Source organism: Streptomyces sp. ADI95-17, from assembly GCF_003846175.1.
In the GTDB taxonomy this organism is placed as follows: domain Bacteria; phylum Actinomycetota; class Actinomycetes; order Streptomycetales; family Streptomycetaceae; genus Streptomyces; species Streptomyces sanglieri.
The window spans coordinates 70,555-96,177 of the sequence record NZ_ML123050.1 but is presented as its reverse complement, the minus strand read 5'-3'; the positions used below and the strand labels follow the sequence as shown (position 1 = coordinate 96,177).

At 68.6% G+C, this 25,623-nt stretch carries 25 protein-coding genes and 3 pseudogenes; 13 read left to right on the top strand and 15 right to left on the bottom strand.

Features of this window, described 5'->3' with window-relative positions:
• The 3 genes from EES42_RS31135 to EES42_RS31125 form a co-directional block, all read right to left on the bottom strand.
• Nucleotides 1-206, bottom strand: a 206-nt coding sequence (locus EES42_RS31135; RefSeq protein ID WP_241196706.1) for a DUF6083 domain-containing protein, incomplete at its 3' end; no start/stop codon positions are given.
• A 463-nt stretch (nt 207-669) separates the two neighbouring features.
• Nucleotides 670-999: a branched-chain amino acid transporter permease gene (locus EES42_RS31130; protein ID WP_124721647.1), complete on the bottom strand. Its 330-nt coding sequence runs from the start codon at nt 997-999 to the stop codon at nt 670-672.
• A complete protein-coding gene (locus EES42_RS31125; RefSeq protein WP_124721646.1) occupies nt 992-1,741 on the bottom strand; it encodes an AzlC family ABC transporter permease in 750 nt (249 codons plus the stop codon). Before EES42_RS31125 ends, EES42_RS31130 begins: the two co-directional genes overlap by 8 nt.
• 62 nt (nt 1,742-1,803) lie before the next feature.
• On the opposite strand from EES42_RS31125, the gene EES42_RS31120 reads away from it, so the two are divergent.
• Complete coding sequence (locus EES42_RS31120) at nt 1,804-2,262, top strand: Lrp/AsnC family transcriptional regulator (protein WP_124721645.1); 459 nt, start codon at nt 1,804-1,806, stop codon at nt 2,260-2,262.
• Between the two features lie 173 nt (nt 2,263-2,435).
• Here the strand turns inward: EES42_RS31120 and EES42_RS31115 are convergent, their stop codons facing one another.
• Together EES42_RS31115 and EES42_RS46500 are read right to left on the bottom strand one after the other, a co-directional pair.
• Complete coding sequence (locus EES42_RS31115) at nt 2,436-3,455, bottom strand: DNA-binding protein (RefSeq protein WP_241196705.1); 1,020 nt, start codon at nt 3,453-3,455, stop codon at nt 2,436-2,438.
• An 88-nt stretch (nt 3,456-3,543) separates the two neighbouring features.
• Nucleotides 3,544-3,843, bottom strand: coding sequence for a helix-turn-helix domain-containing protein (locus EES42_RS46500; RefSeq protein ID WP_241196704.1), 300 nt, complete (start codon nt 3,841-3,843; stop codon nt 3,544-3,546).
• A 438-nt stretch (nt 3,844-4,281) separates the two neighbouring features.
• On the opposite strand from EES42_RS46500, the gene EES42_RS31110 reads away from it, so the two are divergent.
• A complete protein-coding gene (locus tag EES42_RS31110) occupies nt 4,282-5,367 on the top strand; it encodes a zinc-binding dehydrogenase (protein WP_124721644.1) in 1,086 nt (361 codons plus the stop codon).
• A gap of 134 nt (nt 5,368-5,501) precedes the next feature.
• On the opposite strand, the gene EES42_RS31105 is transcribed toward EES42_RS31110, so the two are convergent.
• Nucleotides 5,502-6,323: a helix-turn-helix transcriptional regulator gene (locus EES42_RS31105; protein ID WP_124721643.1), complete on the bottom strand. Its 822-nt coding sequence runs from the start codon at nt 6,321-6,323 to the stop codon at nt 5,502-5,504.
• Nucleotides 6,324-6,482: 159 nt separating this feature from the next.
• On the opposite strand from EES42_RS31105, the gene EES42_RS31100 reads away from it, so the two are divergent.
• Complete coding sequence (locus EES42_RS31100) at nt 6,483-7,700, top strand: MFS transporter (RefSeq protein ID WP_124721642.1); 1,218 nt, start codon at nt 6,483-6,485, stop codon at nt 7,698-7,700.
• 399 nt (nt 7,701-8,099) lie between these two features.
• Entirely contained in the window at nt 8,100-8,303 is a 204-nt protein-coding gene (locus EES42_RS31090; protein ID WP_124721641.1) for a hypothetical protein, read from the top strand.
• Between the two features lie 180 nt (nt 8,304-8,483).
• Here EES42_RS31090 and EES42_RS46495 read toward each other — a convergent pair whose 3' ends face one another.
• On the bottom strand, nt 8,484-8,699 hold the full coding sequence (locus EES42_RS46495) for a hypothetical protein (protein WP_241196703.1): 216 nt from the start codon (nt 8,697-8,699) through the stop codon (nt 8,484-8,486).
• A 368-nt stretch (nt 8,700-9,067) separates the two neighbouring features.
• On the opposite strand from EES42_RS46495, the gene EES42_RS31080 reads away from it, so the two are divergent.
• Nucleotides 9,068-9,712 (top strand): class I SAM-dependent DNA methyltransferase, encoded by a 645-nt coding sequence (locus tag EES42_RS31080; protein ID WP_124722161.1) that lies wholly within the window; start codon nt 9,068-9,070, stop codon nt 9,710-9,712.
• A gap of 30 nt (nt 9,713-9,742) precedes the next feature.
• Here the strand turns inward: EES42_RS31080 and EES42_RS31075 are convergent, their stop codons facing one another.
• The 4 genes from EES42_RS31075 to EES42_RS31060 form a co-directional block, all read right to left on the bottom strand.
• Complete coding sequence (locus EES42_RS31075; protein ID WP_124721640.1) at nt 9,743-12,184, bottom strand: tyrosine-type recombinase/integrase; 2,442 nt, start codon at nt 12,182-12,184, stop codon at nt 9,743-9,745.
• Nucleotides 12,178-13,467 carry a tyrosine-type recombinase/integrase gene (locus tag EES42_RS31070; protein WP_124721639.1) on the bottom strand — a complete coding sequence of 430 codons (1,290 nt, stop codon included), beginning with the start codon at nt 13,465-13,467 and terminating at the stop codon, nt 12,178-12,180. Before EES42_RS31070 ends, EES42_RS31075 begins: the two co-directional genes overlap by 7 nt.
• Nucleotides 13,468-13,476: 9 nt before the next feature.
• On the bottom strand, nt 13,477-14,343 hold the full coding sequence (locus EES42_RS31065) for an endonuclease domain-containing protein (protein ID WP_241196702.1): 867 nt from the start codon (nt 14,341-14,343) through the stop codon (nt 13,477-13,479).
• Nucleotides 14,344-14,527: 184 nt separating this feature from the next.
• A complete protein-coding gene (locus tag EES42_RS31060) occupies nt 14,528-15,730 on the bottom strand; it encodes an IS110 family RNA-guided transposase (protein WP_124721638.1) in 1,203 nt (400 codons plus the stop codon).
• 273 nt (nt 15,731-16,003) lie between these two features.
• Between EES42_RS31060 and EES42_RS46490 the strand changes: the two genes are divergently transcribed.
• Both EES42_RS46490 and EES42_RS46485 read left to right on the top strand, forming a co-directional pair.
• Nucleotides 16,004-16,750 (top strand): IS701 family transposase, encoded by a 747-nt coding sequence (locus tag EES42_RS46490; protein WP_241196701.1) that lies wholly within the window; start codon nt 16,004-16,006, stop codon nt 16,748-16,750.
• Complete coding sequence (locus EES42_RS46485; RefSeq protein WP_241196700.1) at nt 16,747-17,364, top strand: hypothetical protein; 618 nt, start codon at nt 16,747-16,749, stop codon at nt 17,362-17,364. The genes EES42_RS46490 and EES42_RS46485 overlap by 4 nt, the downstream gene beginning before the upstream one ends.
• A 299-nt stretch (nt 17,365-17,663) precedes the next feature.
• Here the strand turns inward: EES42_RS46485 and EES42_RS46480 are convergent, their stop codons facing one another.
• Nucleotides 17,664-19,259, bottom strand: a complete 1,596-nt coding sequence (locus EES42_RS46480) for a serine/threonine-protein kinase (protein ID WP_241196699.1) — start codon at nt 19,257-19,259, stop codon at nt 17,664-17,666.
• Between the two features lie 217 nt (nt 19,260-19,476).
• Here EES42_RS46480 and EES42_RS31045 point away from each other — a divergent pair.
• The 3 genes and pseudogenes from EES42_RS31045 to EES42_RS31030 all read left to right on the top strand — a co-directional run.
• Nucleotides 19,477-19,910: pseudogene (locus tag EES42_RS31045) on the top strand (integrase core domain-containing protein); the annotation flags it as partial.
• 277 nt (nt 19,911-20,187) lie between these two features.
• Nucleotides 20,188-21,534, top strand: coding sequence for a sensor histidine kinase (locus EES42_RS31035; RefSeq protein WP_124721637.1), 1,347 nt, complete (start codon nt 20,188-20,190; stop codon nt 21,532-21,534).
• 65 nt (nt 21,535-21,599) lie between these two features.
• Nucleotides 21,600-22,244: a response regulator transcription factor gene (locus EES42_RS31030; RefSeq protein WP_164495428.1), complete on the top strand. Its 645-nt coding sequence runs from the start codon at nt 21,600-21,602 to the stop codon at nt 22,242-22,244.
• Between the two features lie 25 nt (nt 22,245-22,269).
• On the opposite strand, the gene EES42_RS31025 is transcribed toward EES42_RS31030, so the two are convergent.
• Nucleotides 22,270-23,157: a hypothetical protein gene (locus EES42_RS31025; RefSeq protein ID WP_241196698.1), complete on the bottom strand. Its 888-nt coding sequence runs from the start codon at nt 23,155-23,157 to the stop codon at nt 22,270-22,272.
• A gap of 221 nt (nt 23,158-23,378) precedes the next feature.
• On the opposite strand from EES42_RS31025, the gene EES42_RS45025 reads away from it, so the two are divergent.
• The 3 genes and pseudogenes from EES42_RS45025 to EES42_RS46475 all read left to right on the top strand — a co-directional run.
• Nucleotides 23,379-23,531, top strand: coding sequence for a hypothetical protein (locus EES42_RS45025; protein ID WP_164495393.1), 153 nt, complete (start codon nt 23,379-23,381; stop codon nt 23,529-23,531).
• A 22-nt stretch (nt 23,532-23,553) separates the two neighbouring features.
• On the top strand, nt 23,554-23,697 hold the full coding sequence (locus EES42_RS45020; RefSeq protein ID WP_164495392.1) for a hypothetical protein: 144 nt from the start codon (nt 23,554-23,556) through the stop codon (nt 23,695-23,697).
• A gap of 432 nt (nt 23,698-24,129) precedes the next feature.
• Nucleotides 24,130-24,201 (top strand): annotated as a pseudogene (locus EES42_RS46475) (hypothetical protein); the annotation flags it as partial.
• Between the two features lie 156 nt (nt 24,202-24,357).
• On the opposite strand, the pseudogene EES42_RS31015 reads toward EES42_RS46475, so the two are convergent.
• Both EES42_RS31015 and EES42_RS45015 read right to left on the bottom strand, forming a co-directional pair.
• Nucleotides 24,358-25,049, bottom strand: a pseudogene (locus EES42_RS31015) (SpoIIE family protein phosphatase); the annotation flags it as partial.
• Nucleotides 25,050-25,224: 175 nt separating this feature from the next.
• Nucleotides 25,225-25,623, bottom strand: a 399-nt coding sequence (locus tag EES42_RS45015; protein WP_206433663.1) for a hypothetical protein, incomplete at its 5' end; no start/stop codon positions are given.

Genomic DNA, 25,623 nt, shown 5'->3' with positions numbered 1-25,623 from the left:
GGAATCGTGTGCGCGGGGACGAGGATCCTCGGTTCGAGAAGGACCCAGTGCCCGTCGTAGAGGGTGCGGTAGCGGTCTTGTGGGAGGCCGCAGTGCGGACAGCTGGGCGGCGCGGGTGGTGGCGGGGCGGTTGCGCCTTCGAGGGCGGCCTGGAGTGCACTGTCGGGGCGGTCCGGACGGTCTGCGGTGTTCTCGGTGTACCCCATGCTTCACAGGGTCCGGACGGGCCGTCAGGACCGGTAGGGCGCGATCCAGCCGTGCCGGGTGGGACAGGCAGCTGCCGGTGCGCCTGCAGGCGTCCCACGGGGCTTGTGGCGCCCCAGAGTTCACAGCTACGTGGGCCGGGACATGCGAGTGTGCGACATGCCGCACGTTCCTCTGAGGTCTGCTGAGAGCTTACCCCTGTGGCCAGGGGCTTCTTCCTCCGTCGGGTGCTCTTCCGTCCGGTGACGGAACTTCTGGATTCTTGAAGCTTTCTCATCTCGCCCGACCGGCCTACGGTCCGAGCGAAGGCGAGGAGGCTCGGGCCAGCGGCACTGGCAGTCGCAGGAGGCCCTCACTGGCCTCAGCACACCAGATCGGCCTGATCATCGCCTGCTGGAACGCGTGGGCGGCAGGTGGCTTTGTTCACGAGAAGCGACAGCATCGGCCGTCCGTGTCGGGCGGCCTTCAGGAGGCCATGACTGTGCTGACCAGGGTGACGTGGACGGTTGTGCCGCCGAGGATGCTCAGCAGTGCGTTGCGGCGCCACAGGTGCAGGCCGATGGTGACGGCCAAGGCGGTCAGCGGGGCCAGGGCGTGGGGGTGGGTGAGGGGGAGGTTGCGCAGGCAGTAGGCGAGGAGGATCACCATGACGCCGGCGGGCATGCGGGTGCTGAGGTACTGCACGGTTCTGCTGGCGCGCAGGGGCGTGAGGGCGGCGAAGGGGAGGGCGCGCAGTGCCCAGGTGACGGCGGCGGCGACGAGGACAGCGGCGATGGTGTAGCTCGGGTCAGGCATGGCTCGGCTTCCTGGTGGTGAAGTAGTGGCGGGCCAGGAGGGTGGCGGTGAACAGGGCGAAGGCGGCCGGGAGCATCTGGGCGGGGAAGAGGAGCCGGGCAGCCGCGGCACTGATGAGGGCGAGTGCAGGGCTGGGCAGGTCGCCGCGCATGTCGCGGATGGCGTCAAGTGCCAGGACGGTGAACATGGCGGTGAGGGCGAAGTCCAGGCCGGTGACGCCGTTGGGGATGAGCGAGCCGAGCAGGGCTCCGGTGATCGCGCTGGTCGTCCAGCAGAGGTGCAGGTAGAGCTGCAGCCACAGGATGCGCCGACTGGTCCAGGAACGAGCCTGGTTCGCGGTGGCCAGGGCGTACGCCTCGTCGCACAGGGCGAAGGCGGCGTAGGTCTTGCCGAGGCGTCCGGTGATGCGCTGCAGGGGGAAGGACAGTGCGTAGAAGACGTGCCGGACGTTCACCATGAAGGTGGACAGAGCGATGGCCGCCAGCGGGACGGCAGCGGTGACCAGGCCGATCAGCAGGAACTCGAACGATCCGCCGAAGGCGAGCGCCGCGGACAGTCCTGCCCACCACCATTCCAGGCCCGACTGGGCCGCCAGCGCCCCGAAGGCGAGACCGAGCGGGACGAATCCCAGAATGGCGCCGGCGGAGTCCTTGAACGCCGCACGCGCCTCGGATCGCCCCGGGGGCAGGGGAACGGGGGCAGACCGGGGGCGGTTTCCAACAGCGGCGGGGCTTGTTCGCATGGAGAAATTCTAGAAGGAATTACACCTCATATGGTTGCTACTTGTCACACTATGATGGCGCTATGAGCAATGATGTGAGCCTGGATGAGGTCGATCGAGAAATTTTGTTTCACCTCCGTCAGGACGGTCGGCTGACCAATGTCGAACTGGCCAAGCGGGTCGGCCTGACCCCGCCGCCCTGCCTGCGCCGGGTCAAGCGCCTTGAGGAGACCGGCGTCATCGCCGGATACCGGGCCGTCATCAGCCCCGAAGCCATGGGCCGCGATCTTGAGGTCCTCGTCGATGTCGAGATCTACGCGCAGGACCGCAAGAGCTTCGAGGAGTTCGAGCAGACCGTGGCCTCCTACGACGAAGTCGTCGAGTTCCGCCGCATGTACGGGCGCCCCGACTACTTTATCCGCGTCGCCGTAGTTGACCCCGCCGCCTATGAAGCCTTCCTCACTGGCAAACTCAGCTGCCTGCCCGCCGTCCGCCGCCTCGAATCCCACCTCACCATGAAAGAGATCAAGGCCAACCAGTAGCGCGTGCCGGAAGTTGTGCCAGAACCTACTGTCGTGTACGAAGCCAGAAGCTGGCGCGCCGACAGCGGGTTGCCTTCCGGGTTGCCTTTTGAGTTGCGTTCCCGGGTTGCCTTCTCAGATTGCGAACCAGGTTGCCCAATGGCAGCCAACCACTCGTGCATCGCACGGGACCTTCAGCAGGTCAGGGCGGTTCGGGGTACTACACGCCCACCCCGATACCTCTCTTGTCCACCAAGAGAGGCTGCTCCTTCCTCTTCGCGCCGCGCCGCTCGAACGCCGGGACCGCCTGCACGGGGCGGTGAGCCAGGAAGGCATCGCCCCGTGCCGGAGCCGAACGCGTGGCGCCAGGAGGAAGAGGTCGTTGAACGCCGGGCGACGGAGGCGGTCTGACGGCCAGCGATGAATCCGCCCAAGCCGGCCCGACTGCGCGAGCACGTCTCGCGGTTTCCGAGACGGATGCCGGAGAGCCGGGAAAGTCTCTTCAGCTCCGGTTTCGTGCGGCGGTGCAAGGACACCAGGACGCGCAGTACCTCTCGGCCCATGGGATGGATGCGGGCCATCTGGGGCGCGACGTCGAATGCGCGGGACAGGTTCTCCAGCGCGCCGTCGCGGTCGCCGAGGTCGAGCTGGGCGCGCGCGGCGTTGATCCGGGTCGGTGCGACCCGGGTCGGCGGCAGACCTTCGAGCGCTTCGTCCAGATCGTCCGTGAGGGCGAGCGCGTCCTGCGGCCGGCCGAGGTCGACCTGGGCCGCGAGTACATGCGTGAACGTGTTCTGCGGCCCGAACGTGAGGCCTTGGGCATCGACGTCGCGCGTGGGGAACGATCCAGCGGCACGCCACGCGGACTCGATGTGCCGCCGCGCCTCGCGCTTGCCCTCAGTTTTGTCCCGGAGCCGTCCGGCGAGTGTCATCCCGCGCAGGTTCAAGATGACCACTGCAAGGTCACGGTCGGCGGTGCTGAGCGGGGCCGACTGCACGGCGACGATCGCCCGGTCGACGACGACTAGGCCGCGCTCGACGTCCCCGAAGTTGAGGTAGGTTCCTGCCCGGTCGCGGGAACTGAACGCCTCGGCGACGGGGTTGGGCTGCTGCTCGACGGCCCACCGCTGCCGCGTCACCGCGAGCTCCGCCATGTCCATCCACCGGTGCCGAGCGGCGAGCCAGTAGACCGTGCTGTAGACGTCTGCGAGCACGGACCACGCCCCCGGCGAGTTCGCGGTGTGCGCGAATGTCGTGGCGCTGCGCAACAGGCCGGGCAACAGCGTGATCAGTGCGTCGACGTCATCGCGGTACCGGTCCGAGCATGTCGTAGTCGCGCATCGCGGACCGGAGCTTTGCGAGCACCTGCTCGTCGTCGGCCGCGACCGAGGCGCGGCCGAGCACCTCGGCCATGCTCAACCCGAACGCACGGCCCAGTGCCGCCGCCACTTCGGGAGTCAGGGCGCGGTCGCCCACCTCGACCTTGCTGAGCAGCGACGTGGACACGCTCGCGCGGTCCCAGAGCTGAGTCTGAGTCCAGCCACGGGCCTTGCGCAGCATCGCCACGTGCTCGCCCGGCGCCGGATCGATGATGGTGCCCATAGTGATCAGTCTCTCTGGGAGGCACGGCCTTGAAGCCATGGTCACAGCCCGGACGGATGCCCGCACACGTCTTGTGCAAACTCTGTGCAAGTCCGTGTGACACCAGGGGCGTTAACTGAAGTGCAAGACCCCCGCGGCCGCCATAACGGCCCGGGGGCGTGGCCATCAACTGGATGGAGTTGACGACATGGCCCACGCTAACGCCCACCCCTGGACGCAGGCACCGGGAAAGCCTCTTCCTGCTGCCGGGCACCCCCGCGACCCACTAACGCGCCCCGCCGGACCACAGCCGCCCACGAATGCTGCCCCGCTCTTCTCGCCTGCCCCGTCCATGCTGCCCAAAGGCACGCCCCGCCCGGACTACGTTGTGTGCCGCGACACCGAGCCGCTGCGCCCGCTGGAGGCACCGTTCTCCGAGGTGCTGAGGATGATGAAGGCATGACGGCCCGTACCGGACGCGCCGTCGTCCTGGAGGAGTTCAACGCGCCGCTGCGGCTCCAGGAGTTCCCGCTGCCCCAGGCCCCCGACGGCGGCATGACCATCGCTTGCGGCTACGGCGGCATCTGCGGCACCGACCTGCACCTGCAACAGGGCCACCTGGACATCCCCGTCCCGCTCATCCTCGGCCACGAAGGGCTCGAAGTCGTACGAGAGTTGGGCGCCGGCACCCACCACGACGCCACCGGGGCGCCGCTCGCAGCCGGCGACACCGTGATGTGGGCCTCTTCCATCGCCTGCGGCGTCTGCCCGCCCTGCCGACTGCACCGCGAACCGACCCTCTGTGAGCGGCGCCGCACCTACGGCGTCAACCGCGCCCTCGCCGACGGCCCAGAACACATCGTGCTGCAGCCCGGCACCACCGTGATCAAGGTCCCCGACGGCACCAACCCGCTCGCCGCCATGTCGCTGGCCTGCGCAGGGCCCACCGTGGCACACGCGCTGTACGAGCGGCGGCCGGTACGGCTGGGCGAGACCGTCGTGGTGCAGGGCAGCGGCCCGGTTGGTCTCGCGGCGGCCGCGTTCGCGCAACTTGCCGGCGCCGCCAAGGTCATTGTCGTCGGCGGCCCGGCCGGCCGCCTGGACCGGGCCGCTTCGGCAGGCATCGGTGACGTTCACCTGGACATCGTCGGCGCCACCGACCCCGAGGAGGTCCTGCGGCAGGTACGGGCCGCCACCGGCGCGGGCGGCGCCGACCTGGTGATCGAGTGTGCCGGGGTACCGGCCGCAGTCGGACAGGGCCTCACCCTCGCCCGCCGGGGCGGCAGCTATCTGATCATCGGCCAGTACACGGACGCCGGGGACACCCTGATCAACTCGCACCAGATTGTCCACCGGCAGCTCGATGTCGTCGGCTCCTGGGCCTTCACCGGCGCCCATCTCGTCGAATACGTCCGCCTGCTGCCGGCCCTCACTGCCCGCTTCGACCTGGCGAGCCTGGTCACGCCGTACCCGCTGGAGCGGCACGCCGACGCGCTCGCCGCGGTCGCCGACGGGTCGGTGATGAAGGCGGTGCTCACGTCCTGACACCTCGCCTCCGGATGCTCACCTCCTGACGCACCGGCCCCTGCGGTGCGCCGGTGACGGTCCGACCCCAGCCCACCGGCGCGGTCGGGCCGTCACCGCTGCCTGCGCGCCCACCCGCAAGGAGGGACACCGGCTCATCCGACGAGCACCCTCAGGGACTCCTCGGTCGGCCGGTCGTCGGGAAGGTAGGCCAGCAGATGGTGGCCCGGCTCGTCGACGGCGGCGAGCTTGACGTAGCGCAGCCGCAGATCACCGGCCACCGGGTGCCGGAAATGGCGCACTGAGGGATGGAACGCCGAGGTCTCCCGGCGACCGTACCAGCGCGCCGCGTCCGGGTCAGTCAGCAGTTCCTCGGTGATCTCGGCATACCGGCCGTCCTCCGGATGCCGGGCCACCTTCGCCCGGAACTGGCCGAGCAGGCTCCGTGCCTCCGGCTCCCAACTGGCCAGCAGCGTACGGGCCGGCGGCCAGCGGAACACCAGCCACAACAGATTGCGCTGCTTGGGCGCCAGCCGCGCCAGGTCGGTGAGCAGCGCGGTGTACCCCGAGTTCCAGGCGAGCAGGTCCCAGTGAGGGTCGAGCACCACGGCCGGGTTCGGAGCCAGCGCCTCCACCAGCGACAGCAGATTCCGCGACACCCACCCCGACGGCTGCTCGGACGGTGCGGCGTGCTCCACGAACGACATCACATGCGCGGTCTCGTCTGGGGCGAGGCGCAACGCCCGCGCCACCGACCGCAACACCTGCTCCGACGTACGGACCCGGCCCTGCTCCAGCCACGCGTACCAGGAACTGCTGATCCCGGCCAGCTCCGCTACCTCCCCGCGCCGCAGCCCCGGGGTACGGCGCCGTGGTGAGCCGGGCAGCCCCACATCAGCGGGCGCCAGCCGCTCGCGGCGAGAGCGCAGAAACGCGCCCAGCTCGCGGCCCGGGCCGTTGAGTCCGCCGCCGTTCATACCCCGTCCCCCTTGTGACGCTGATCCGTCCCGGGGCCCGGCACCATGCCCACAGGGTGTGAGCAAGGGTAATCGGCTACGGCGCCACCGTGATCGCCTGCGGTGATGAGCTGGAGCTGCCGGTCCGAAATCACCGGCAGGCACGACACAAGGAGCCTCATGGACACCGCCGACTCGGCCCGCACCACCCCCGCACCCCCTCCGGCCAACGCCACCGCGGGCCCGACCACCCCGCCGTTGTCCGCCGCCTCGCTGCGCCTGTTGCGCGCCGCCGGTTTCGTCGGCAACTTCGACCGCTTCTGCATCACCCCGATGCTGCTGCTCATCGGCACCCAGCTCGGCGTCTCGCTGCCCACGGTGATGCTCGCCGCCAGCGGCTACTTCCTCGCCTACGGCCTGATGCAGCCGGTCTGGGGCCTGGCGAGCGACCGTATCGGCCGGGTGCGGGTGATACGGATCTCGCTGGCCGGGGCCGCCGTTGCCGCACTCTGCTCGGTGATCGCACCCGACGCGACCGTGCTGATCGTGGCGCGCGCCGCGGCCGGCGCGTTCTTCGCCGCGTGCATCGCCGCATCCATCACGTATGTTGGAGACACCGTGCCCGCTCCGGTCCGCCAGCGCCCGCTCAGCGAGCTGATGACCGCGTTCGCACTGGGCACCGCTGTGGCGACCGTCGTTGCCGGAGCGCTGGCACACTACGTCATTTGGCGCCTAGTCTTCGCCCTGCCCGGCTTGATCGCCACCTACCTGGCCGTCGCCCTGCGCCGGCTGCCGGAGCCGCCGCGCGCGGCGCCCGGTGCGCTGCTGGCCCCGTTCAAGGTCGTCCTGCGCTCCCGCTGGCAGTGGTACGTCATGGCCGTCGCGATGCTCGAAGGCGCCGTCCTGCTGGGCTTCTTGACATACATCGCACCGGCCCTGGAGGCCCAGGGCGCCTCGGCTACGCTGGCCGGTGCGGTGTCCGCGCTGTACGGCGTGGGCTCGATGGCCGCGGCGCAGACGGTCAAGCGGCTGGTCGGGCGCTGGACACCGGTACGGCTGATCGTAGTCGGCGGGGTGCAGATGGCGGTGGCGTTCGGCCTCGCCGCGGCCAGCCGGTCGGTGCCCGCGCTGGTGGCGTGCACGCTGCTGCTCGGCGGCGGCTGGTCGTTCATGCACTCCACGATCCAGTCCTGGGCCACCGGCCTCTCCCCGGCGGCCCGTGCCACCGGAGTCGCAATGTTCGGTCTCGCTCTCTACGTCGGCAGCGCCCTGGCCAGCGTTTTCGCCGCCGGGCCTGCCGAACACCACGCGTACCAGGGGATGTTCCTGACAGCCGCGGTCCTCACCGTCCCGCTGACGGTAGCCGCCGCTGTGGGCCGCGCCCGCTACCAGAGCTGACCCGGCCGCACCGGTGCCGTACCCAGGTGTCGGACTCCATATGCGCGGAGGCTTGGCCTCGCCGGATGCACCCTGCTTCGGTGAGTGCGTGGATCTGCCAGTCGAGCAACTGCCCCTTGATGGACACGCGTGTGTATCCCACGAGGCTGCCGGTCCGTACGGCCGGAACGGGGGCGAGGAGATCGGCGGTGTCGTCGTCCTGGGGTGGCTGCACCTGCCAGATCGTACAGAAAGGGTGCTCCTCAAGTTCTTGAGCACATCGACTTTCTGACCCCGTTTAATGGGCATGATCCGGTATCGATCCCGCCGCGCGCCGCAGCTTACCGAACTTGCTCATTATCGCTTGGTACAATGCCCGCCTGGTAGGCGCCCGCAGGAACCGGCCGCCACACCCCGGACGTGGTGGCCGAGTGGCGCACGGCCCGGGACCAGGCCGTGGACGACCTGAACCGGCTGGAGACCACCGACCCGGACGAGACCGTGCAGATCGCCCTGCACCTACGCGGCCCGGCTCAAGGAACTGCAGGCGACCTGAACCAGCCTGCGGGCACCGGCAGCCGCCCCGGGACGGGACGGTGCTCCACCGGGCGCAGCTGCCAGTAAGCAGGCATCAGCGGCCGCGCCTGGGCCGTCAGACCGGCCACTTCCTCTCGCATCCGGGGCAACGCCTGGTGCAGGGCCCGCTGAACAGAGTGGAAGTGTGCGGCTTCCTGATCGGGGTGACCGTGTTGGGGGCCAGCAGCTGCGAGGTGGCGGTGGGGTGTCAGGTCTCCCGGTGTCCGCTCAGAACAGTTCTAGGTCCTCTCCGGTGGTGTCCGTGATGACTGGCCGGAACTGGGCAGGGAGGCCGTCCAGGCGGTCAGGACCGGCCGCGGCGGCCACGGCAGGGGCCGTCTCGGCCAACCAGGCACGAAACCGCTCGGCAGCTTCGCGGTAGGGGACTCGCGCCAGGACACGGTGCTCGCCGGAGGAGCAGAAGTCGACGGTGACAGTGAACATGCAGGAACGGGGGGCGTTCTGACTGCCCGTCCAGGACACGCGCAGGACACCGCAGGGCTTACGCCCGCGGGGGGCGCGGTGGGTCGGGCGCAGTGATCGGCAGGCTATGTGGGCGGTCCATGCGGCGAGGTGAGGCAGGGGCAGGGTGGTGCGTGCGCGGCAGCCGGGGCAGCGGTGCCAGTGGCGGAGCCAGTCGTCGGTGTCGGTGTGGAAGAGGCGTGTGTAGCGGTTCGCCACGCGGATGTCGTTGCTGTACAGGTGGTCGGGGCGTTCCTGTGTGTTGCAGGACTGGCAGACGGGGGCTTCTCTGAACTAAGCCGTCACGCCCGATCGATGACTTGGGTAGCCTGCAGTCGGTGGAGACTGGACTGAACGAAAATGACTGGCTGGCAGATACGCGGACGTCTTATGACACCGTCGCTGCAAGTTACGCAGAGTTGACGCGTCATATTCTGGACGAAGCACCTGAAGAACGTGCGGCCTTGGCCCTGTTTGCTGACCTGGTGCGTGCCCAAGGCGGTGGGCTGGTCGCGGACGTGGGGTGCGGGACAGGCAGGATCACAGGCCACCTGCGGGACCTTGGCCTGGACGCGTTCGGCATCGATCTGTCACCTGGAATGATCGATGTGGCCCGTCGTGATCACCCCGGTGTGCGGTTCGATCTCGGTTCCATGACGGACCTCGCCTTGGCCGACGCCTCGGTGACTGGCCTGGTCGCCTGGTACTCACTGATCCACATTCCTGACGATGAGATCAGTTCGGTTCTTGCGCATTTCCGTCGAGTGCTTCGGCCCGGTGGGCCTTTGCTGCTCAGCTTCCATGTCGGCGATGCATCGCGGTTGAAGACTGAGGGCTATGGCGGGCACCCGATGAAGGTCTATGTCCATCGCCGGCAGCACCATCAGACGATTGAGTGGCTTAACGAAGCTGGCTTCGCCGTCGAGACGCACAAGACTCTCACCTCCGCCGAGAGCAAGCTGGGAGGGATCATCCTCGCGCGTCGTCAACCGTGAGCGGCTCCGCCTGTCGCGTGGCGGAGCCGATCAGGTGGTCCGTGCGGCGATCTCGCCGAAGGTGGGCAGGCCCAGGTGGATGACTGAGGGCTTGAGAGCGGCATCGAGCTGGGTCAACTTGTCCTCGGCGCCGGCCAGGCTGATCTCCAGGCCCTCGACCTCGCCGAGCCAGCCCTCCCGCTGCGCTTCGGCGATCCGGTCGAGCAGGTTGTCGCGGATCTCGGTCAGACGGTCTCGCTGGGACGGCTCGGGCCGGAGGAGCGAACAGCGGACGCAAGCGTGCTCGTGGATGCACAACGTTCCGAAGGCCCGAGCGCAGGTTCCCAGAGAGAGCTTGCGCTTCTCAAAGTGGGCAAGGAAGGCGTCCCACTCCTCGTTCGTCGGGGTCCGATATTCCTCGCTGGGACGAAGCGATCGACGGCGGGCGATGAACGCGCGGTGGGCTTCGATGGCGTCCGCCGGGTAGATGGCGTTGTAGCCCATCGTGGTGTTGATGTCGGAGTGCCCTGCGAGGACCTGCGCGATGTGCGGCGGCAAGCCGCTGCGGATTGCGTCAGTGATGAAGATCCTTCGGAAGTCGTGCGGAGCGAAGTCGAGGGGCTGGCCCGCGGAGTCGGTAAGCCCGGTTCGTTCCAGGACCTCATTGAGACCATTGCGGATCAGCTGGCGGGACACCGGTGTGCGCTGGCCTCCGTATGTCCACTGGAACAGCAGCGGCATCGGCGGGTTCCAGATCTTCTCCGCGACGTCGTAGTTGGGCAGCATCGGGATCGCGCCTGTTCGAGGGTCACGGACTCGGGCAATGATCGTGCTGAGCACGTCGGCCAGTTCTGGGCTGACGAGGAGAAGCCGTTCCTCGTCGGTTTTCGAGGGAGCGACCTGGAGCAGAGGCACGACTTCACCACTGGTAGGCAGCTTGTACTTGATCAGGGCGTGATGGCTGGCCTCCAGCATCTCCTCGATCCGGACGCCGGTGTGCTGCAGGAACTCGATCGTGGCCCAAGCCCAGAACGCCCGTTCCTCGACCAGCCCCAGATGGACGCGTCGGCCGGACTCGTCGTAGGCCCGGAACGGAGTCGACGAGTCCTTCTTCTGGCGCGTGTAGGTTCTGCCCCTGAACGTGAACTGGCCACCGAGCGGGGCGGCCTGCAGAGCCTCCATCCCCTCCCGGGCCTCCGTCCAGTTCGCCCTGGCGGCGCGGACAACGGTAGACAGCGCGGGCAGTCGTTCACGGGTGCGCTGGTCCATCTTGGCCTTGCGACGCTTCTCGTGCTTGGACGTACTGGCATCGGCGGCGCTGACCGGGCAGGGAGCAACCCACGGGCCCCAGCGTTCTGGTTCCTCGACGGCCCAGTGGGCCAGGTCAAGGTATAGAGCTCGAACTCCGATCATGAGGCTGCCGTAGTTGGCGCGCTCCGTCACTGCCTCGTGGACTGTGCCATCGGGCAGCCGGCGGCGCGTGACTTTCGTCCGGCTGACCTGCTTCCATGCGCTCACAACTTCAGGCGGCAGCCGGAGTGTGTCGATGCCGGGCTGGATGCGCTCAATCTGCAGCCAGAAATTCCTCACAAGCGTCCGTGACGCGTCCTCCAAGGACGTGTAGTCCATGGTGGGCTGGCGTTCCTTGAGGTACTCCACCAGCAGGTCCCGGATCGGCTTGGACTGCGGCCGGTAGCGGTCGACGAGCTGCTCGACCGAGACCTGGCCGGACGTTCGGTGCAGGAGCCTCAGTGACACGGGCGCGTCGGGCGGCAGGTGACCCAGGTCCTTCAGCCAGGAGTAGAACAGGCTTTGACCGCCCGACGTGGCCCGCTGAGCTCGATGCGCCTCCATGTACTCAATGGCGTCTCCGACATTGATGTCGGCCAGACCCCCACCCTTGGCGATGACCAGCTTGACCAGCACGTTCTTGGCGAGGATGCCGAGGTGAGAGGACCACGCTTCTGGGCCCACCAACTCCTGAAGGCGGGCAAATCCCTCAGGGTCACGGTACTGGCAGATGATGGCACGCAGATTGGTCGAGGTCCGGGTGAGCTGCCAGTGGAGCGACGGCCGGAGCACATCGGCGCAGACCAGGGCGAACAGGCCCGTGTTCAGGATGCCGTTCGCATTCGCTGCGTCGTAGCCGACCCATCTGGCGTTGAGCTTGTTCCACTGTGCTCCGGTCGAGGTTGCGGCGGGAGTCGCGTTCCATCGTTGTTGCCAGGTGGCGCCCGGCTGGTCCAGAAGCCATCGGAGAATGAGCGTTGCGCCACGGCGCCGGTAGAAGTGGGTGGATTCGCTCGCGGCCCGTAGTGGAGGTTGGTTCAGTCGAGCCACGACCTCCTCATAGGACTGGCTGGTGGCAGGCCAGGCGTCCTCGTAGGGCCGCGGCGAGAAACGCTTCTTGGCGGCCCGGAGAGCCTCGCCGGCGAGTGGCTGTGCATCTCGGATGGCGGCCGGAGCGCGCAAGGTCTCAGTGCTCGTCACCATGAGTTCCCGAAGAGAGTCTTCAGCGAGTCGGAGTTGTAGCCGGGGGCCGGTGGCGCGGGCGGCCGGTCACGCTGCTCTGCCCGGCGTGCATGATGGGCGCGGACGCGTTCGATCACTTCGTCCTGGCTGGCCGGAAGGTAGAGCTGTGTGGTCGTCAGATGTGCGTGACCGAGGACCCATTGGACGTCGGTCAGAGGCACGTTGGGGTCGCGGGCGAGCCGGTAGGACGCGGTGTGGCGTAGATCGTGGAGCGTCCAGTTCGCCCCGAGGAGATCGTTGGCCCGGTTGAACATCGCGCGCGCCGCGTCATAGTTCAGCGGTCGCCAGGGCCGCCTCAGCGTCCACCACAATGGCAGATTCTTGCCCCGCGGGATGCCGTCTCGCCGTGTTTCCTCTTGGTAGAGGCGCAGCCAGACGAAGGCGTCGGTTGAGCAAGGAAGCTGCTGGTAGGCGCGGGTTCCCTTTCGGATTACGCCGACCAACTGCTGTCCGGGGAGGGCGTCGCGCTGCCGGCTGGTGAGCAGTTCTTCGGCGCGTGCACCGTTGGAAACCCAGAAGGCCAGTAGGGCGCGATCTCGGTTGTGTCGGAGGGCGGCGAACAGCGCGTTGAACATCTCGTCCGGGATGCGCCGGGGCGCACGTTTCGGGATCGTCGGCCGGTAGCGGCCTGTCCGCTCTTGGTCAAAGGGCCGGTCAGGCTTGTGGTGGGCGTTCGCGCGGCCGCCGCGACGCGAACGGTCGAGCGGAAACGGGTTGATGATCGGCCCGGTGCCCTCGTCCCGGTGGAAGTCGTAGAACGTGCGGAGAACGGTTTCGCAGTGCGCGCGCGTCCTCGCGGCGTACTGCGGGCCGGGTGAGACCTTGCCCGTGATGGCGTTCGGGGTGCCGGGGATCTTCTTTCGGGTCGTCCGCGGCTTCGGCGCCGTCTCTTCGGAGTGGCCCGCCTTCCGGTGTCTCCAGTGCAGGCGCTGGGGCTTGTTCGCGATCTGCATCCACCGGATGAAGTCCCGTGCATCGGTACGCGTTGCCCGGTTCCACTCGATGTTGAGAGCCCACAGGAACCGCCACCAGCGCAGCAGGTCCATGCCGTATGAGCGGACCGTGGAGGCAGGTTTGTCCTCTGCCTGCAGCTCGGCGAAGAAGACCCGGACGGGGTCGACGACAATGCCGTCCTGATCGAGTAACTGGTACGGCGCCCACTGATTGCCGGTCTCGTGCAGCCTGCCTAACTCGGGCAGGGCGAACGCCGTCAAGTCCCGCTCGGGGACATCACCTTGAAGCATCCCGAGAAGCTAGCGGAACGCCCCTCTGACCTGCAAGAACTCACGAGTTAGTTCGGTTAACGGGCCGCGGACGTAGCCGTGTTCGTGGCAGTGGTCGAGCACGGTGGCGGGCGCAGTGCGGCAGACGGCGCACGCCCACCCAGCCACCCTGCGGGAGGTACCGGTCTTCCTGCTGAGCATCGAGTACAGCTGGCCTTCCAGCTCTTTGTTGTAGGGGCGCAGTGAGGCGGTGGGGCCCTCGGGGCTCGTCGTCTGCCGACTGTCGGCGTCTCGGGCCTGCCGGGGGCGGGAGGGCGGCTCCGTGACGGCTGTGCTTGCCTGGCGGGTCCGCGCGGCTTGCACCCACTGCGTTTCGGCGTGCTCGGCCGTGTCCAGCAGCCTGACCACAGCGCGCGGCAGCCACCACGTGCGCTGCGTCCCGTCGCGGGTCTGCTCCACGAGTATCTGTCGCCAGTCGATCCCCGCCAGGTGGTACAGCTGGCCGACTTCACGTCGTGCTGCCCGCTCGGGGCCGCCCAGCTCCTGCAGTTCCCCCTTGATGCGCTGGCGCCAACGCAGCGGCGTTTCCTCGTTGCACTCCTGCCTCGGCGCCCCACGAAACGGACCGATGCGGACCAGGTCCTGCCGATCCATCCCAACCGCGTTCAGTTCCTCGGCCGCCCGGCGCACCTCAACCTCCGGAACACTCCACTGACCGTTGCTCGCCCTCACCGTCGCCACCACATGGCCGCCGAGCAGGACGTACCTCACCTGGGCACGGGCAGGAGAGCGGGTGAATGCCCCAGAAACCGTCGGCACAGCACTGTCGGCCGTCAGATCGACCCACAGAGCGTCCGCGGCAACCAGGGTGATCAGGCCGTCCGTGCGACCGGGCATGACATGCTCTGACATGCCGACAGGCTAACGGCCTGCAACGCGGCAATGGATCCCAAGCGCCTCGGTCAGCCGGGCCACCACCCGCAACTCTAGCGGTGGTTTGTTGACGGCGGGTCAGGACCGTAGTAGGCCGGTAGCAGAGGAACGTCGCCTCGCCGCCTGGGGGGTGCCTCTATGTCTTTCGTCAAGCGAGGTGTGGGGTTCTGGGTTCGTAGAAGGTTCCGTCGCGGAGCATGGCGAACAGGACGCTGATGCGGTGGCGGGCGAGGCGGAGGAGGGCTTGGGTGTGGGTTTTGCCGCGGGCCCGGCATTTGTCGTAGTAGGTGCGGGAGGCAGCATCGTGCAGGGCGGCGAACGCGGACAGGAACATGGCCCGTTTGAGCTGCCGGTTGCCGCCTCTGGGTGCGTGTTCGCCGTGGATCGACGTTCCGGACGACTTCGTCGTGGGGGCGAGGCCGGAGTAGGAGGCGAGGTGGGCGGCGCTCGGGAAGCTGGATCCGTCGCCGACCGTGACGAGGAGGACTGTGGCGGTCCTGACGCCGACGCCGGGCATCGACGTCAGGACCTGGGAAAGAGGGTGGGCCTCCAGCAATGTGCCGATCTGGGCCTCCAGGGCGCGTCGTTGCTCGTGGACGGCTGCCAGGGAGCGGGCCAATGACGGAACCACGACGTCGAGGGTGCCGGTTCCGGGAACGACAACGGTCTGTTCGTTCAGGGCGTCGAAGACGTCGTCGATCAGCCGTCCTGCCATGCGCGGGGCTTTGGGGCGGATGACCTCGACGAGCTTGCGGCGGCCCGCTTTGCGTAGGGCGGCCGGGGAGCCGTAGCGCTCGAGGAGCCAGGTGACGGCCCGGTGGTCCAGACGGGGGCCCAGGACGCGTTCCAGGCTGGGGTGGAACTGGGTGAGCAGGCCGCGGATGCGGTTGCTGGTGCGGGTGGCTTCGGCGGCGAGGTCCTGGTCGAAGCCGACGAGAACGGTCAGTTCGGCGGATATCTCGTCGCCGAGCTCGAGGGAGCGCAGGGTGTGGGGCATGGTGCGGGCGGCGTCCGCGATCACCCCGGCGTCCCGGGCATCGGTTTTCGCCTCGCCGGGGTAGAGATCGGCGATCCGCCGCATTGCGAGACCAGGCAGGTAGGCGACCTGGCAGCCCGCGTCCCGGGCCACGGTCAGGGGCAGGGCGCCGATGGTTGCGGGCTGGTCCACGATCACCAGGACCGTGCCGAACTTGGTCCGGAGCTTGTCGAGGACGGCCCTCAGTTTCGGTTCGCTGTTGGGCAGGGGTTGGTCGAAGACTTTCTTGCCAGCGGGGGTCAGCCCATGACCGTGATGTGTGCTCTTGCCGACGTCCAGACCGAGGAAGACGCCCACCTGGCTGATGTCGATCACCGTGCCCCCACATGATTCGATGCGGTGCCGGCCTCAGTGGGCGGGGGTCCGTTCGCGCGCATCCACGTTATGCAGACCTGCCGCCCGGACACAGCCAGGCATTGCGCCCGGCCGGGCGGCGGTCGGGCCTCTGATCAGCGTCTCCGACGGCACCCCTCGGGCCCGGTGACACCACCCCCCAAGTCATCAACTTCGACAGGGGGCAACAGTCATGCCGGGCCCGGAGGCCAGCGGCCCTCTTGCAGGACCGCGAAAAAGATTACGGGGCTTGTGATGACTCGCCGTCTGCCGTGTCCGCCCGCTCCGGGCCCGCTGGAAGCCTACGCCGCGCGCTTCGATGACCTGCTCTCGACGTTGGCACAGCGCCGCGGGTTCCGCGAGTACCTCGCGGGGCTGCTGCTGTCGCGGGACCGGAACAAGACCCTGACCTGCCTGGCCGGCGCCGAACCCGTCGTCGGGGCCCAGCACCCCTCGGTACAGCGGCTGCAGTTCTTCCTGTCCGAGTCGACCTGGGACCACGAGCAGGTCAACGCCCGCCGACTGGAACTGCTGCTGACCGATCCCGCGACCGCCCCGCACCCAGGCGGGGTGCTGGTGATCGACGACTCGGGCGACCGCAAGGACGGCAGGGCGACCGCGCACATCGGCCGCCAGTGGCTGGGCCGGCTGGGCAAGACCGACAACGGCATCGTCACCGTGACCACCTGCTGGGCCGACGAGAACCTCTACTACCCGCTGCACGCCGTGCCCTACAGCCCCGCCCATCACTTCCCCAAGGGCAAGAGCGACCCCGGCTTCCGCACGAAGCTGCAGATCGCCGCGGATCTGGCCCGCACCGCGAAGGCTGCCGGGGTGGCCTTCCGCGCCGTGGCCGCCGACTGCGCCTACGGCGACCAGGACAGCTTCCGCAGACAACTCGACGCGAGGGACTGCCGTTCGTCATGGCCCTCAAACCGAGCCACGGCACCTGGGCCTACGGCAAGGATGCCTATACTCCCGTCCATGCCGCCCACGCCTTGACCTGGACGGACCCCGAGCGCCCCGGGGACTGGACCGCCGTCGAGCGCACCTTCCGCGACGGACACACCGAGACCTGGTGGGCCGCCGACGCGACCCTTGGCTGGTGGGGACCCGACGGAAACGTCCGTCTCGTCGTGGCCACCACCGACCCGGCCACCCTTCCCCCGCAAACCACCTGGTACCTGGCCACCGACCTGCCCCGCCCCGGCGGACCCCGCGAGGCCGATAGTTCCGAACCGGCCGCCGACCTGCATGAAGTCGTCCGGATCTACGGCATCCGGCACTGGATCGAGCAGAGCTACAAGCAGATCAAGGACGAACTGGGCTGGGCCGACTTCCAGGTCCGTTCCGATACCGCCGTCCGCCGCCACCAGACCCTGGTGAACTGCGCATTCTCGTTCTGCTGGGACACCTGGTTCGCTCAACCTCCCGACCGGGAGCCCGCCGTCGTCCCCACGGCCCCGCCGACTGTCATAGCGGTGGGGCCGGCTGAGAGGGGGCCCCAGCAGACCCCACCAGCACCAACCGGCCAGCTGGCCGCAGGCGATTCGCGCCGTCCGGGCCTGGCTCGACCCCTGGACCACCCTCCAACGCTGCTGGCGAGCCTGGAGTAATGCACCCCCGCCACCCGAACTTCAAGCCCTGATCAACGCCGTCGGCGCAGGCCACCCACTCGATCTCTACTCCCCGGTCTAACAAACCACCGCTATATTCCTGAGCATCTGGTTCGTCAGCACCTCCCGTGCCCGTAGCCTCACCACCAGAACGTCAAGAACCGGGCAAGTCGCCCTCGCGCATCAGCGGTCCCCGAGCCCAGACGAATTGAGCAACAGGGTCGGTGCCCCCCGGCGCAACCACGTCCAGTGGACGTTCATGGGCGGGAACCTGGTGCTGAATGCTCGTCATCGTAGGGTCAGCGGGCGCCGAGTGCTTCGGCCAGGATCCGGGCTTGTGCTGTGGTGAGATGGGTGGCGATCTGGATGGTGCGGCCTGCCAAGCGCTGCATGATGACGGGGTTGGCGAGCATCCGGTTGCCCATGACGATGGCGATCTCATTGCGTGGCTGCGGCTGGCCTGCGACCTGCCCGGTCAGACCGGAGAACTGGGCGGCGTCCTGGCTGTTGAAGGTGACCTCGACGATCCAGTCCCGACCTCCTTGGGCGTCCTCGAAGGTGCGGACGCCGTCCAGCTGCCTCACCTGCAGGCCGCCCGGCGTAGTGACGGTGACGCACGCGCTGCGGTCGTCTGCGGTGTAGGACCGTGCCGGTTCGGTACCGGGAGCGCGCACGGGTTGGGCTTGGGGATCGGTGGAGCACACGCCGTCGGCTTTGCTGTCCACGGCGTAGAAGCCCACCGGCTCGTCCGGCGCCACGAGGGCCGGCCCGCCGCCCTGCCAGGGCTGCCAGAGCAGCAGCGCCCCCACTACGACGACCACTGCCGCCCCCGAACAGAGGGCCCATAGGCGTCCCCGCTGTCCCCGCCGACCGGGCGGCGCGTCCTCGTGCTGGGGCGAGGGCGGCAGCACTGTGGTGCGCTGGGGTGCTCCTACCGGCCCAGTCACCGCGTCCGGGTCCACCCGTTGCCGCGCGTCTTCCACCTCCCGCGACCGGCGCTCGCCATACCGTTCGATCTCGCTGGTCCAGGCCGGGTCCAGCCAATGCCTGCCGCCCCGGCTGGTCGGCTGGCGCCGCAACTGCCCTGCACAGTCCTCCAGGATCTGGGCTGGCGTCGGGCGGTGAGCGGGGTCGAGTGCCAAACACGGCAGGACCAGGGCATGGAGTTCGGGCGTCAGCCCGGACACGTCGAGGTCACCGGTCGCTGCCCGCACCAGTTGCTCCATCGCAGGGCCCGAGCCGCCGTCCCGGTACGGGGCCCGGCCGACCGCCAGATGGAATAGCGTGGCGCCCAGCGAGAAGACATCTGAGGCGGGTGTGGTGGCCTGCCCCTGGGCCTGCTCGGGCGCGGCGAACGCGACCGTGCCCAGCACGGCCTGCGTCCTCGTCATGTCGATGGCATGGGAGATCCCGAAGTCGATGACCCGGGGGCCGTCGATGGGAAGCAGAACGTTCGACGGCTTCACATCACGGTGCACCAGCCCCGCGGCATGGATACTCACCAGTGCCTCCGCGATACCTGCGGCGACCCAGTACAAGGCCTGCGGTTGTAGGGTTCCGCAGCTCGCCACCAGGTCTCGCAGGGAAGGGGCCGCAATGTACTCGGTGGCCATCCACGGCATCGGCGCCTGCGCGTCCGCAGCGACCACACTCGCGGTGTAGACCCCCTGCACACGCTGCGCGAGCGCCACCTCGCGGGCGAAGCGGCGCCGGTCCGCCTGGGCGACAACACCGCTCGCGTCGTCGACCAGCAACGTTTTCACCGCGACCGTCCGCCCGCCTGCGGACGCCGCCAGATACACCCTCCCCATCCCGCCACTGGCCAATTCCCCGAGCACCGTGAACGGCCCAAAATGGCGCTCCGGCTGCGATTGCTTCACCCTGTTGCTGTGCATGTCTGCCCGCCCTGGTCCGCCCCACCTCGCACGCCAACGGCCGTCACTCTAATTGAGCTGACAGGGCGCCATACCACGCAGGGGCACTGTCACGTTGGCTGACTGGGGGGATGATCATCGGGTTGATCACGGTGAAGGGGATTACCCGTGGGCAGTACGCCGCCGTCGTACAAGGGGCACCGGTACCTGGTCGAGGTGATCTCCCACTGCGTGCACCGGGGTGACCGCGCACCCCACCGCGCAGTGGACGGTACAACAGGCCCGGAACATCGCTGCCGACCTCGGCGAGCGGGGCGCCGGGCCCCGGTTCCTGCTACGCGACCGCGACAGCAAGTACACCGACGCCTTCGATGCCGTCTTCACCGCCGAGGACACTTCAGCGCGCCCCGGGCACCGCGCATGAACCCGCATTACGAACGCGTGATCGGCACCATCCGCCGCGAGGCCCTCGACCACGTCCTGATCCTGGGCGAGAGCCACGCCAGGAAGGTCCTGACTGACTACCAGGACCACTACAACGGACACCGGCCGCACCGATCCCGGCAACAGCTACCGCCCAGCACGACCGAGCAGCCCGCAATCGTGCACGCCCTCGACGACCGAAGCCTGCTCCGCACCAGGGTCCTCGGCGGCCTCATCAGCGAGTATTGATACGCCGCGTGACCTGCAACGACGACTTTTCGAGCCCCACACGTAGCCGTCGATCGCTGGCGAAGCCGGCCTGCGCGCCGTGGACAGCTTCGAGGTGCGCCTGGGCCTTCTCCTGTTTGGCGAGGGCCCGGTAGATGCTCGCGGCGGACGGGCTGTGCCCCCTTGCGCTTGCCGGTGGGGATGATCAGGTCGCGCTGGACCTGCTCGACGGACTCGTCGTTCGCCCGGCGCCGGAGCGTGGTGCCTTGCCCCTTTCGTTCGCGATTACGCTGGACGCATGGCTGAATCGTTGTCTCCCGTGGTCACGGCCGCGGCCGCAGGGCGGTGGCGGTCGGGTGGCTGGTTCGCGGTGCGCTTGGGGCGCCGCATGCTTGTGGACTCGGTGTACCTGTTGACCGCGCCGGTGAGTGCCACGTTCGGCCTGCTGCTGGTGCTCGGCGCCTTGTGCCTCGGCACGGTTGGTCTGCTGTTGCCGAGCGGGTCGCCGGTCAGGACCGGTGCTGCGGCACTGGCGCGGTGGCCCGCCGACGTGGAGCGGTGGCGGATCGCCCTGGCGCGTCCCCAGGTCGGCGAGGCGCGGGGCGCGCGTCGGCGACCGGGACAGGCAGCCGCCGTGTCCGACCCGGGGCTGTCGCTGGACGTGGCCCACACGGTGCTGGTGCTCCCCGTCGTTGTGGTCACGTCGGTGGTGACGACGCTGTGGTGGTTCGTCGGCATGGCTGCCGTCACCTGTCCCCTGCGCAGCCCGTACGCGGCCCCCGGGCCGCTGCGGCCGATGAACCTGTACGTGGGCGGTCCCCGATCCCACATCGCCTTGAGCCTCGGGCTGACATCACCGGACGAGAGGGTCGCCTTCGCGGTCACGTTCGGCCTCCTCATGCTGGCCACCCTGCCACTGGTGACCCGCGCGTGCGTTGCCGCTCAGATCGGGCTGGGGAAGGCACTGCTGTCCGACCTGTCGGCACTGCACCGCAGGATCAACGGGCTGGAGCAGGAGCGGGACACCGCCCGCGCACAGACCCTCGCCGCGGTGACGGCCGAGGCGGCGGCGCTGCGCCGACTCGAACGCGACATTCACGACGGCCCCCAGCAGCATCTGGCCCGCCTGGCGATGGAACTGGGCCGCGCACAGCGCCACTTCGACAGCAAGCCGGAAACCGCCCGGGAGGCACTCGCCGACGCGATCGTCCAGGCTCAGGAGACGCTTGAGGAGCTACGGGCCCTGTCACGCGGCATCGCCCCGCCCATCCTCGCCGACCGAGGCCTGCGAGCGGCGCTCTCCGCGCTGGCCGCACGCTGTGTCGTACCCACCAACCTCGACCTCGGCCTTCTGAGCCGCCGACCGGAACCCGCGGTCGAGACGGCCGCGTATTTCGTGGTCGCCGAGGCCCTGACCAACGTGGCCAAACACAGCCACGCCCACCGGTGCGCCATCGGCATGCGCCACGGCGAGGGAATCCTACGGGTCTGGGTGACGGACGACGGCCTGGGCGGGGCGGCTGTGGCCAAAGGACACGGCCTGCGGGGCCTGGACGACAGACTCCACGCGGTCGGCGGCCGACTGCGGATAGCCAGCCCCGACGGCGGCCCGACGACGATCACTGGAGAATTGCCATGCCACTGACCTCGGCCGGATCAGCTCCGGGCACAGCCGCCGAAGCACCGCCGGATCGCGTGCCTCGCATTCCGCTGCGGATCGTCGTGGCCGATGACGCGGTGCTGCTGCGTGAAGGCCTGGTCCGCCTGCTCACCGACGACGGCCACCAGGTGGTGGCCGCGGTCGGTGACGGTCCTGCCCTCGTCCAAGCAGTGCTCGCCCACCGCCCGGACGTGTCGGTCGTCGACGTACGGATGCCGCCGACCCATACGGACGAGGGCCTGCGCGCGGCGATCAGCGCCCGTGCACAGCTGCCCGGAACCCCTGTACTGGTGCTCAGCCAGTACGTGGAGGTGTCCTACGCCGCCGAGCTGCTCGCGGACGGTTCCGGCGCGGTCGGCTACCTGTTGAAGGACCGCGTCGCCAGAGTCGAGGAGTTCCTGGACGCACTGGACCGGGTCGCCCGTGGCGCGACGGTACTTGACCCCCAGGTCGTCTCCGAGCTACTGGCCGTGCGGCGCCGCAATGCCCCGCTGGAGGCACTGACCGCACGTGAGCGGCAGCTCTTGGCTCTGATGGCTGAGGGCCATTCCAACACCGCCATCGCCCGGCAGTTGGCACTCTCCAACAGCGCGGTGGAGAAGCACATCGGCAACGTCTTCGCCAAGCTCGGCCTGCCGCCCGACGACACCCAGCACCGACGGGTCCTCGCCGTCCTCGCCTACCTCGGCTCCTGATCCGGCCGATCCGTCACGGGGCGCGTCACAAGCCTCCCTTGTAGAAGCCCAGGAGGGCAGGCGCCGGGTCTGTCGCAGTGCCCTCGTTGGCGAGCGCGATGACGATCACTGTCAGCGCCAGCAGGGCCGAGAGCACACCGAACGACCTCATCGTGCGCCGTGTTCGCCTGTCGGACCTGTCTGCTGTGGCGAACCTCCTCCACGACAGCACGCTCAGACCGACCAAGACGAGCGCCACGATGGACGCCATCACGGCAAGCACCGCGTGGTACAGACCGAAGTCGTTGACCATCACTTTGAGAGCGACCGCGTTCTGGCCGCTCGTGCTCGGGTAGTGGGCCAGGCCCTGCTTGATTTGATCGATCGCACCGGCGAGTTGGCCACTGGGTGCGCCGAGCGGGAGCAGCGTGGTCGCCGAGGAGAATGCGGCCATCGCACCCTGGACATTCGCCATCAGCGACACCAGCGACACCAGCGCAAGCACGCTGACGAGGATGGCAGCCGAGGCGAGACCCCTGCCCCCGGCTCCGGGACCGCTGGACCTCAGGAACGCCTTCCAGAGCAGGACGCCGAGCACGACGAACACGATCAGCAGGGCCGCGGCCAGCACGGCCTTGATCACGTGGAAGCGCAACCAGTAGTCGACAAGCCGCTGCAGGTCTGGAGGAAATCCCTGGTCTCCGGACCTCCAGTACTTGACGAACGCCGGGCTCAGGGCGTCGATGAGGTTGCGCTGTTCGGAGAGACCGCCGTCCGTTCCGATCGCCGCCAGCCTGCTCGGGGCGAGGACGAAGGCGGCGCCGAGTGCCACCGAGAGGGCGAGGAGCACAGCCAGTGCCCGACCGGGCACCTCCGCTGATCGCGACAGGGCCTTATGGGTGCGCATGGATAATCCTTCGGCTCGATCAGGCATGGGGGCAGCGCCCGAACCACGTGGTGGGCGGGCCCCTCGTCATGCCGATCACGATGTCGCGCCGTCGATCACCCGGTCACTGAGGTACGCCATCCATCTGGGGTGTGGCCTGCCACACCCCAGCCGAGCAGAACAGACCGGCCTTGCACCGTCGCCCCCGGTCCCGCCCTCATCGCGCAGAGCCTGCGGTTACCAAGAACCACTGCTCGGCCGGGACGGACATGCCCAGCCGACCCGCACCAACTGCAGGCCGCCTGTACATCGCTGATCAGAATTTCTCCTACGAGAGCAGCGGCGGCTACGGCGAGGCCACCCTCGATTTCCGCACCCGTGCCAGCCACCTTGCCCACCTCGACCTCTTCCTCGCCGCGTGACCAAGTAGAGCCAGCAGGATCGATGACAGCGTTCTTACCGGCACCCCAACCAGGCGCCGCCCGTCTTCGCGGTCTTGCCGCCGAGTCACACCTCGTAGGTGCGCGGGTCGTCTACTTCGTCACGGCACTGCGGACGATCACGATCGCCGCGTACATCGAAGCCTGAAAGCACAGCAGCGTCCGACGCGGATCCAGTCGGGTCCGGGAGTGCAGGGCGGCGGCCACCGGAGCTCCCTGTCCCAAGCCGGCCGAGGCTCGCCCGGCACTGCCCGACGAGCCTCCCTGGCCCGACGCACTGTCACGAGCCCGGCTGCGGCGCCCGGTACGACTTCCCACCCACGCGGGTGACACCCGCCAGGAAGCAACGATTCTGCGCTGATCAGGGGCCGGAGCATGATCGGCGTGACTCGTCATCTGCGCCGTACCGCGCTCCTCACGGCCCTCTCGGCGCTCGCCGGGCTCGCGCTGACCGCCGCCCCCGCCACCGCCACCCCGGACGCCGGCCCCAGGCCTCCGCCGGCCAGACCCCGTCCCTGCGCGAGCTCCCCGAACCGCAAGTGCGCACCCAGCAGGTGCGACCGCCGAATGCAAGGACGGGACCACCAGCTACGCGGCGAAGTTCCGCGGCACCTGCAGCCACCATGGCGGCGTCCGCTACTGGTGCAAGTAGGCCACGTCCTCTTGTGGGTAGCGCCAGTCCTCCCGCCTGGCGCTACCAGCCTGCACGAACCGAACAGGCCCGTTTGTAAGGGAGACTTCCCAAGAACATTTCTCAACGTCCTGTAGCCGCACGAGCGGTCCGTCCATCCCAGCATCCCCCGGTTCGTCAACCAGAAAGGGTTGTCAGAGTCGGACGCAGGCCCAGTTCGAACCAGACCACCTTGCCGGTTAAGAGACGTGTCGCTCCCCACCGTCTGGCCAGTCGGTTCACGAGTAACAGACCGTAGCCGCGCTCGTGCGTGTCCCTTCCCCGGTGCTACCGGGGCATCTGTGGCGAGTCGTCGCCGACTTCGCAGCGCAGGATGTCGGTGCGCAGCAGCCGCAGCGTCACCGGTCGCTTCGCATGGCGCAGGGCGTTGGTCACGAGTTCACTGACGAGCAATTCCGCCGTGTCGGAGAGATCATCGAGACCCCAGCGGCTCAGGGCTCTGCGGGCCGGCCCGGTGCGGTCTCCTCCGGTTCGAGGTGCCAGTACGCGACATAGTTTCGGCGCGATCCCGTCGAACCGGGCGGCGAGCAGCACGATGTCGTCATCCCGGTCACCCGGGCCGGGCATGTACAGGACGTCGTCGCAGAGCGCCTTCAGCGGCGGCGAGTGGTTCGGGCCAACTCGATGGGCAGCGGTTGCGAGCCGTTCGCGCAACTGCTCGCCCGTGGTCCACACGTCCCGCAGCCGGGACTCCACCAGGCCGTCGTTGTACAGCAGCAGCGTGGCGCCCACGGGCGCGTCCAGCTCGACGGCCTCGAAGTCCACCCCGCCGACACCGATCGGGGCGCCGGGGGCGGCACCCGCAGCACGCTGGTCACTGGGCGAGGATTACCTGGTCAGGGGAGTGGGAGTTCCCACTGGTGACCGTGCGGTGACGCCTTGGCGGACCGTGAGGTCGATACGCCTGTGACGGAACGAAGACGTCGTGGAGGACCGCCTGTGACTCGGTGCGGGATACAAATACTTCCGACCGCATGCACCGCGTTACTCCTGGGGGAACACCGTGAAGTACACCCGCATCACCGCTCTCGCCGCCATCGGCGTCGCCGCCACCCTCTCGCTCACCGCCTGTGGCAGCGACAGCTCCGGCAAGGACTCGTCCTCCAAGGGCTCCTCGTCCTCGTCTTCTTCGTCCTCGGACAGTGGCTCGAAGTCGGAGGGCGGCTCGGAGGCCGGCAACGCGAAGTCGAGCTCAGGTGAGGACACCGAGGCAAAGGCAGCCACGAACAGCGCGACGAAAACCGGCGCCAAGGTTACGTTCTGCAAGACGGAAGACCTGGCCATCGACGCCACGGACGCCGCACCCGACGAGAACTCCGGCAGGATCGACATCACCATGATCAACCGGGGTTCGACCACCTGCTCGGCAACGGGCTTCGCAGG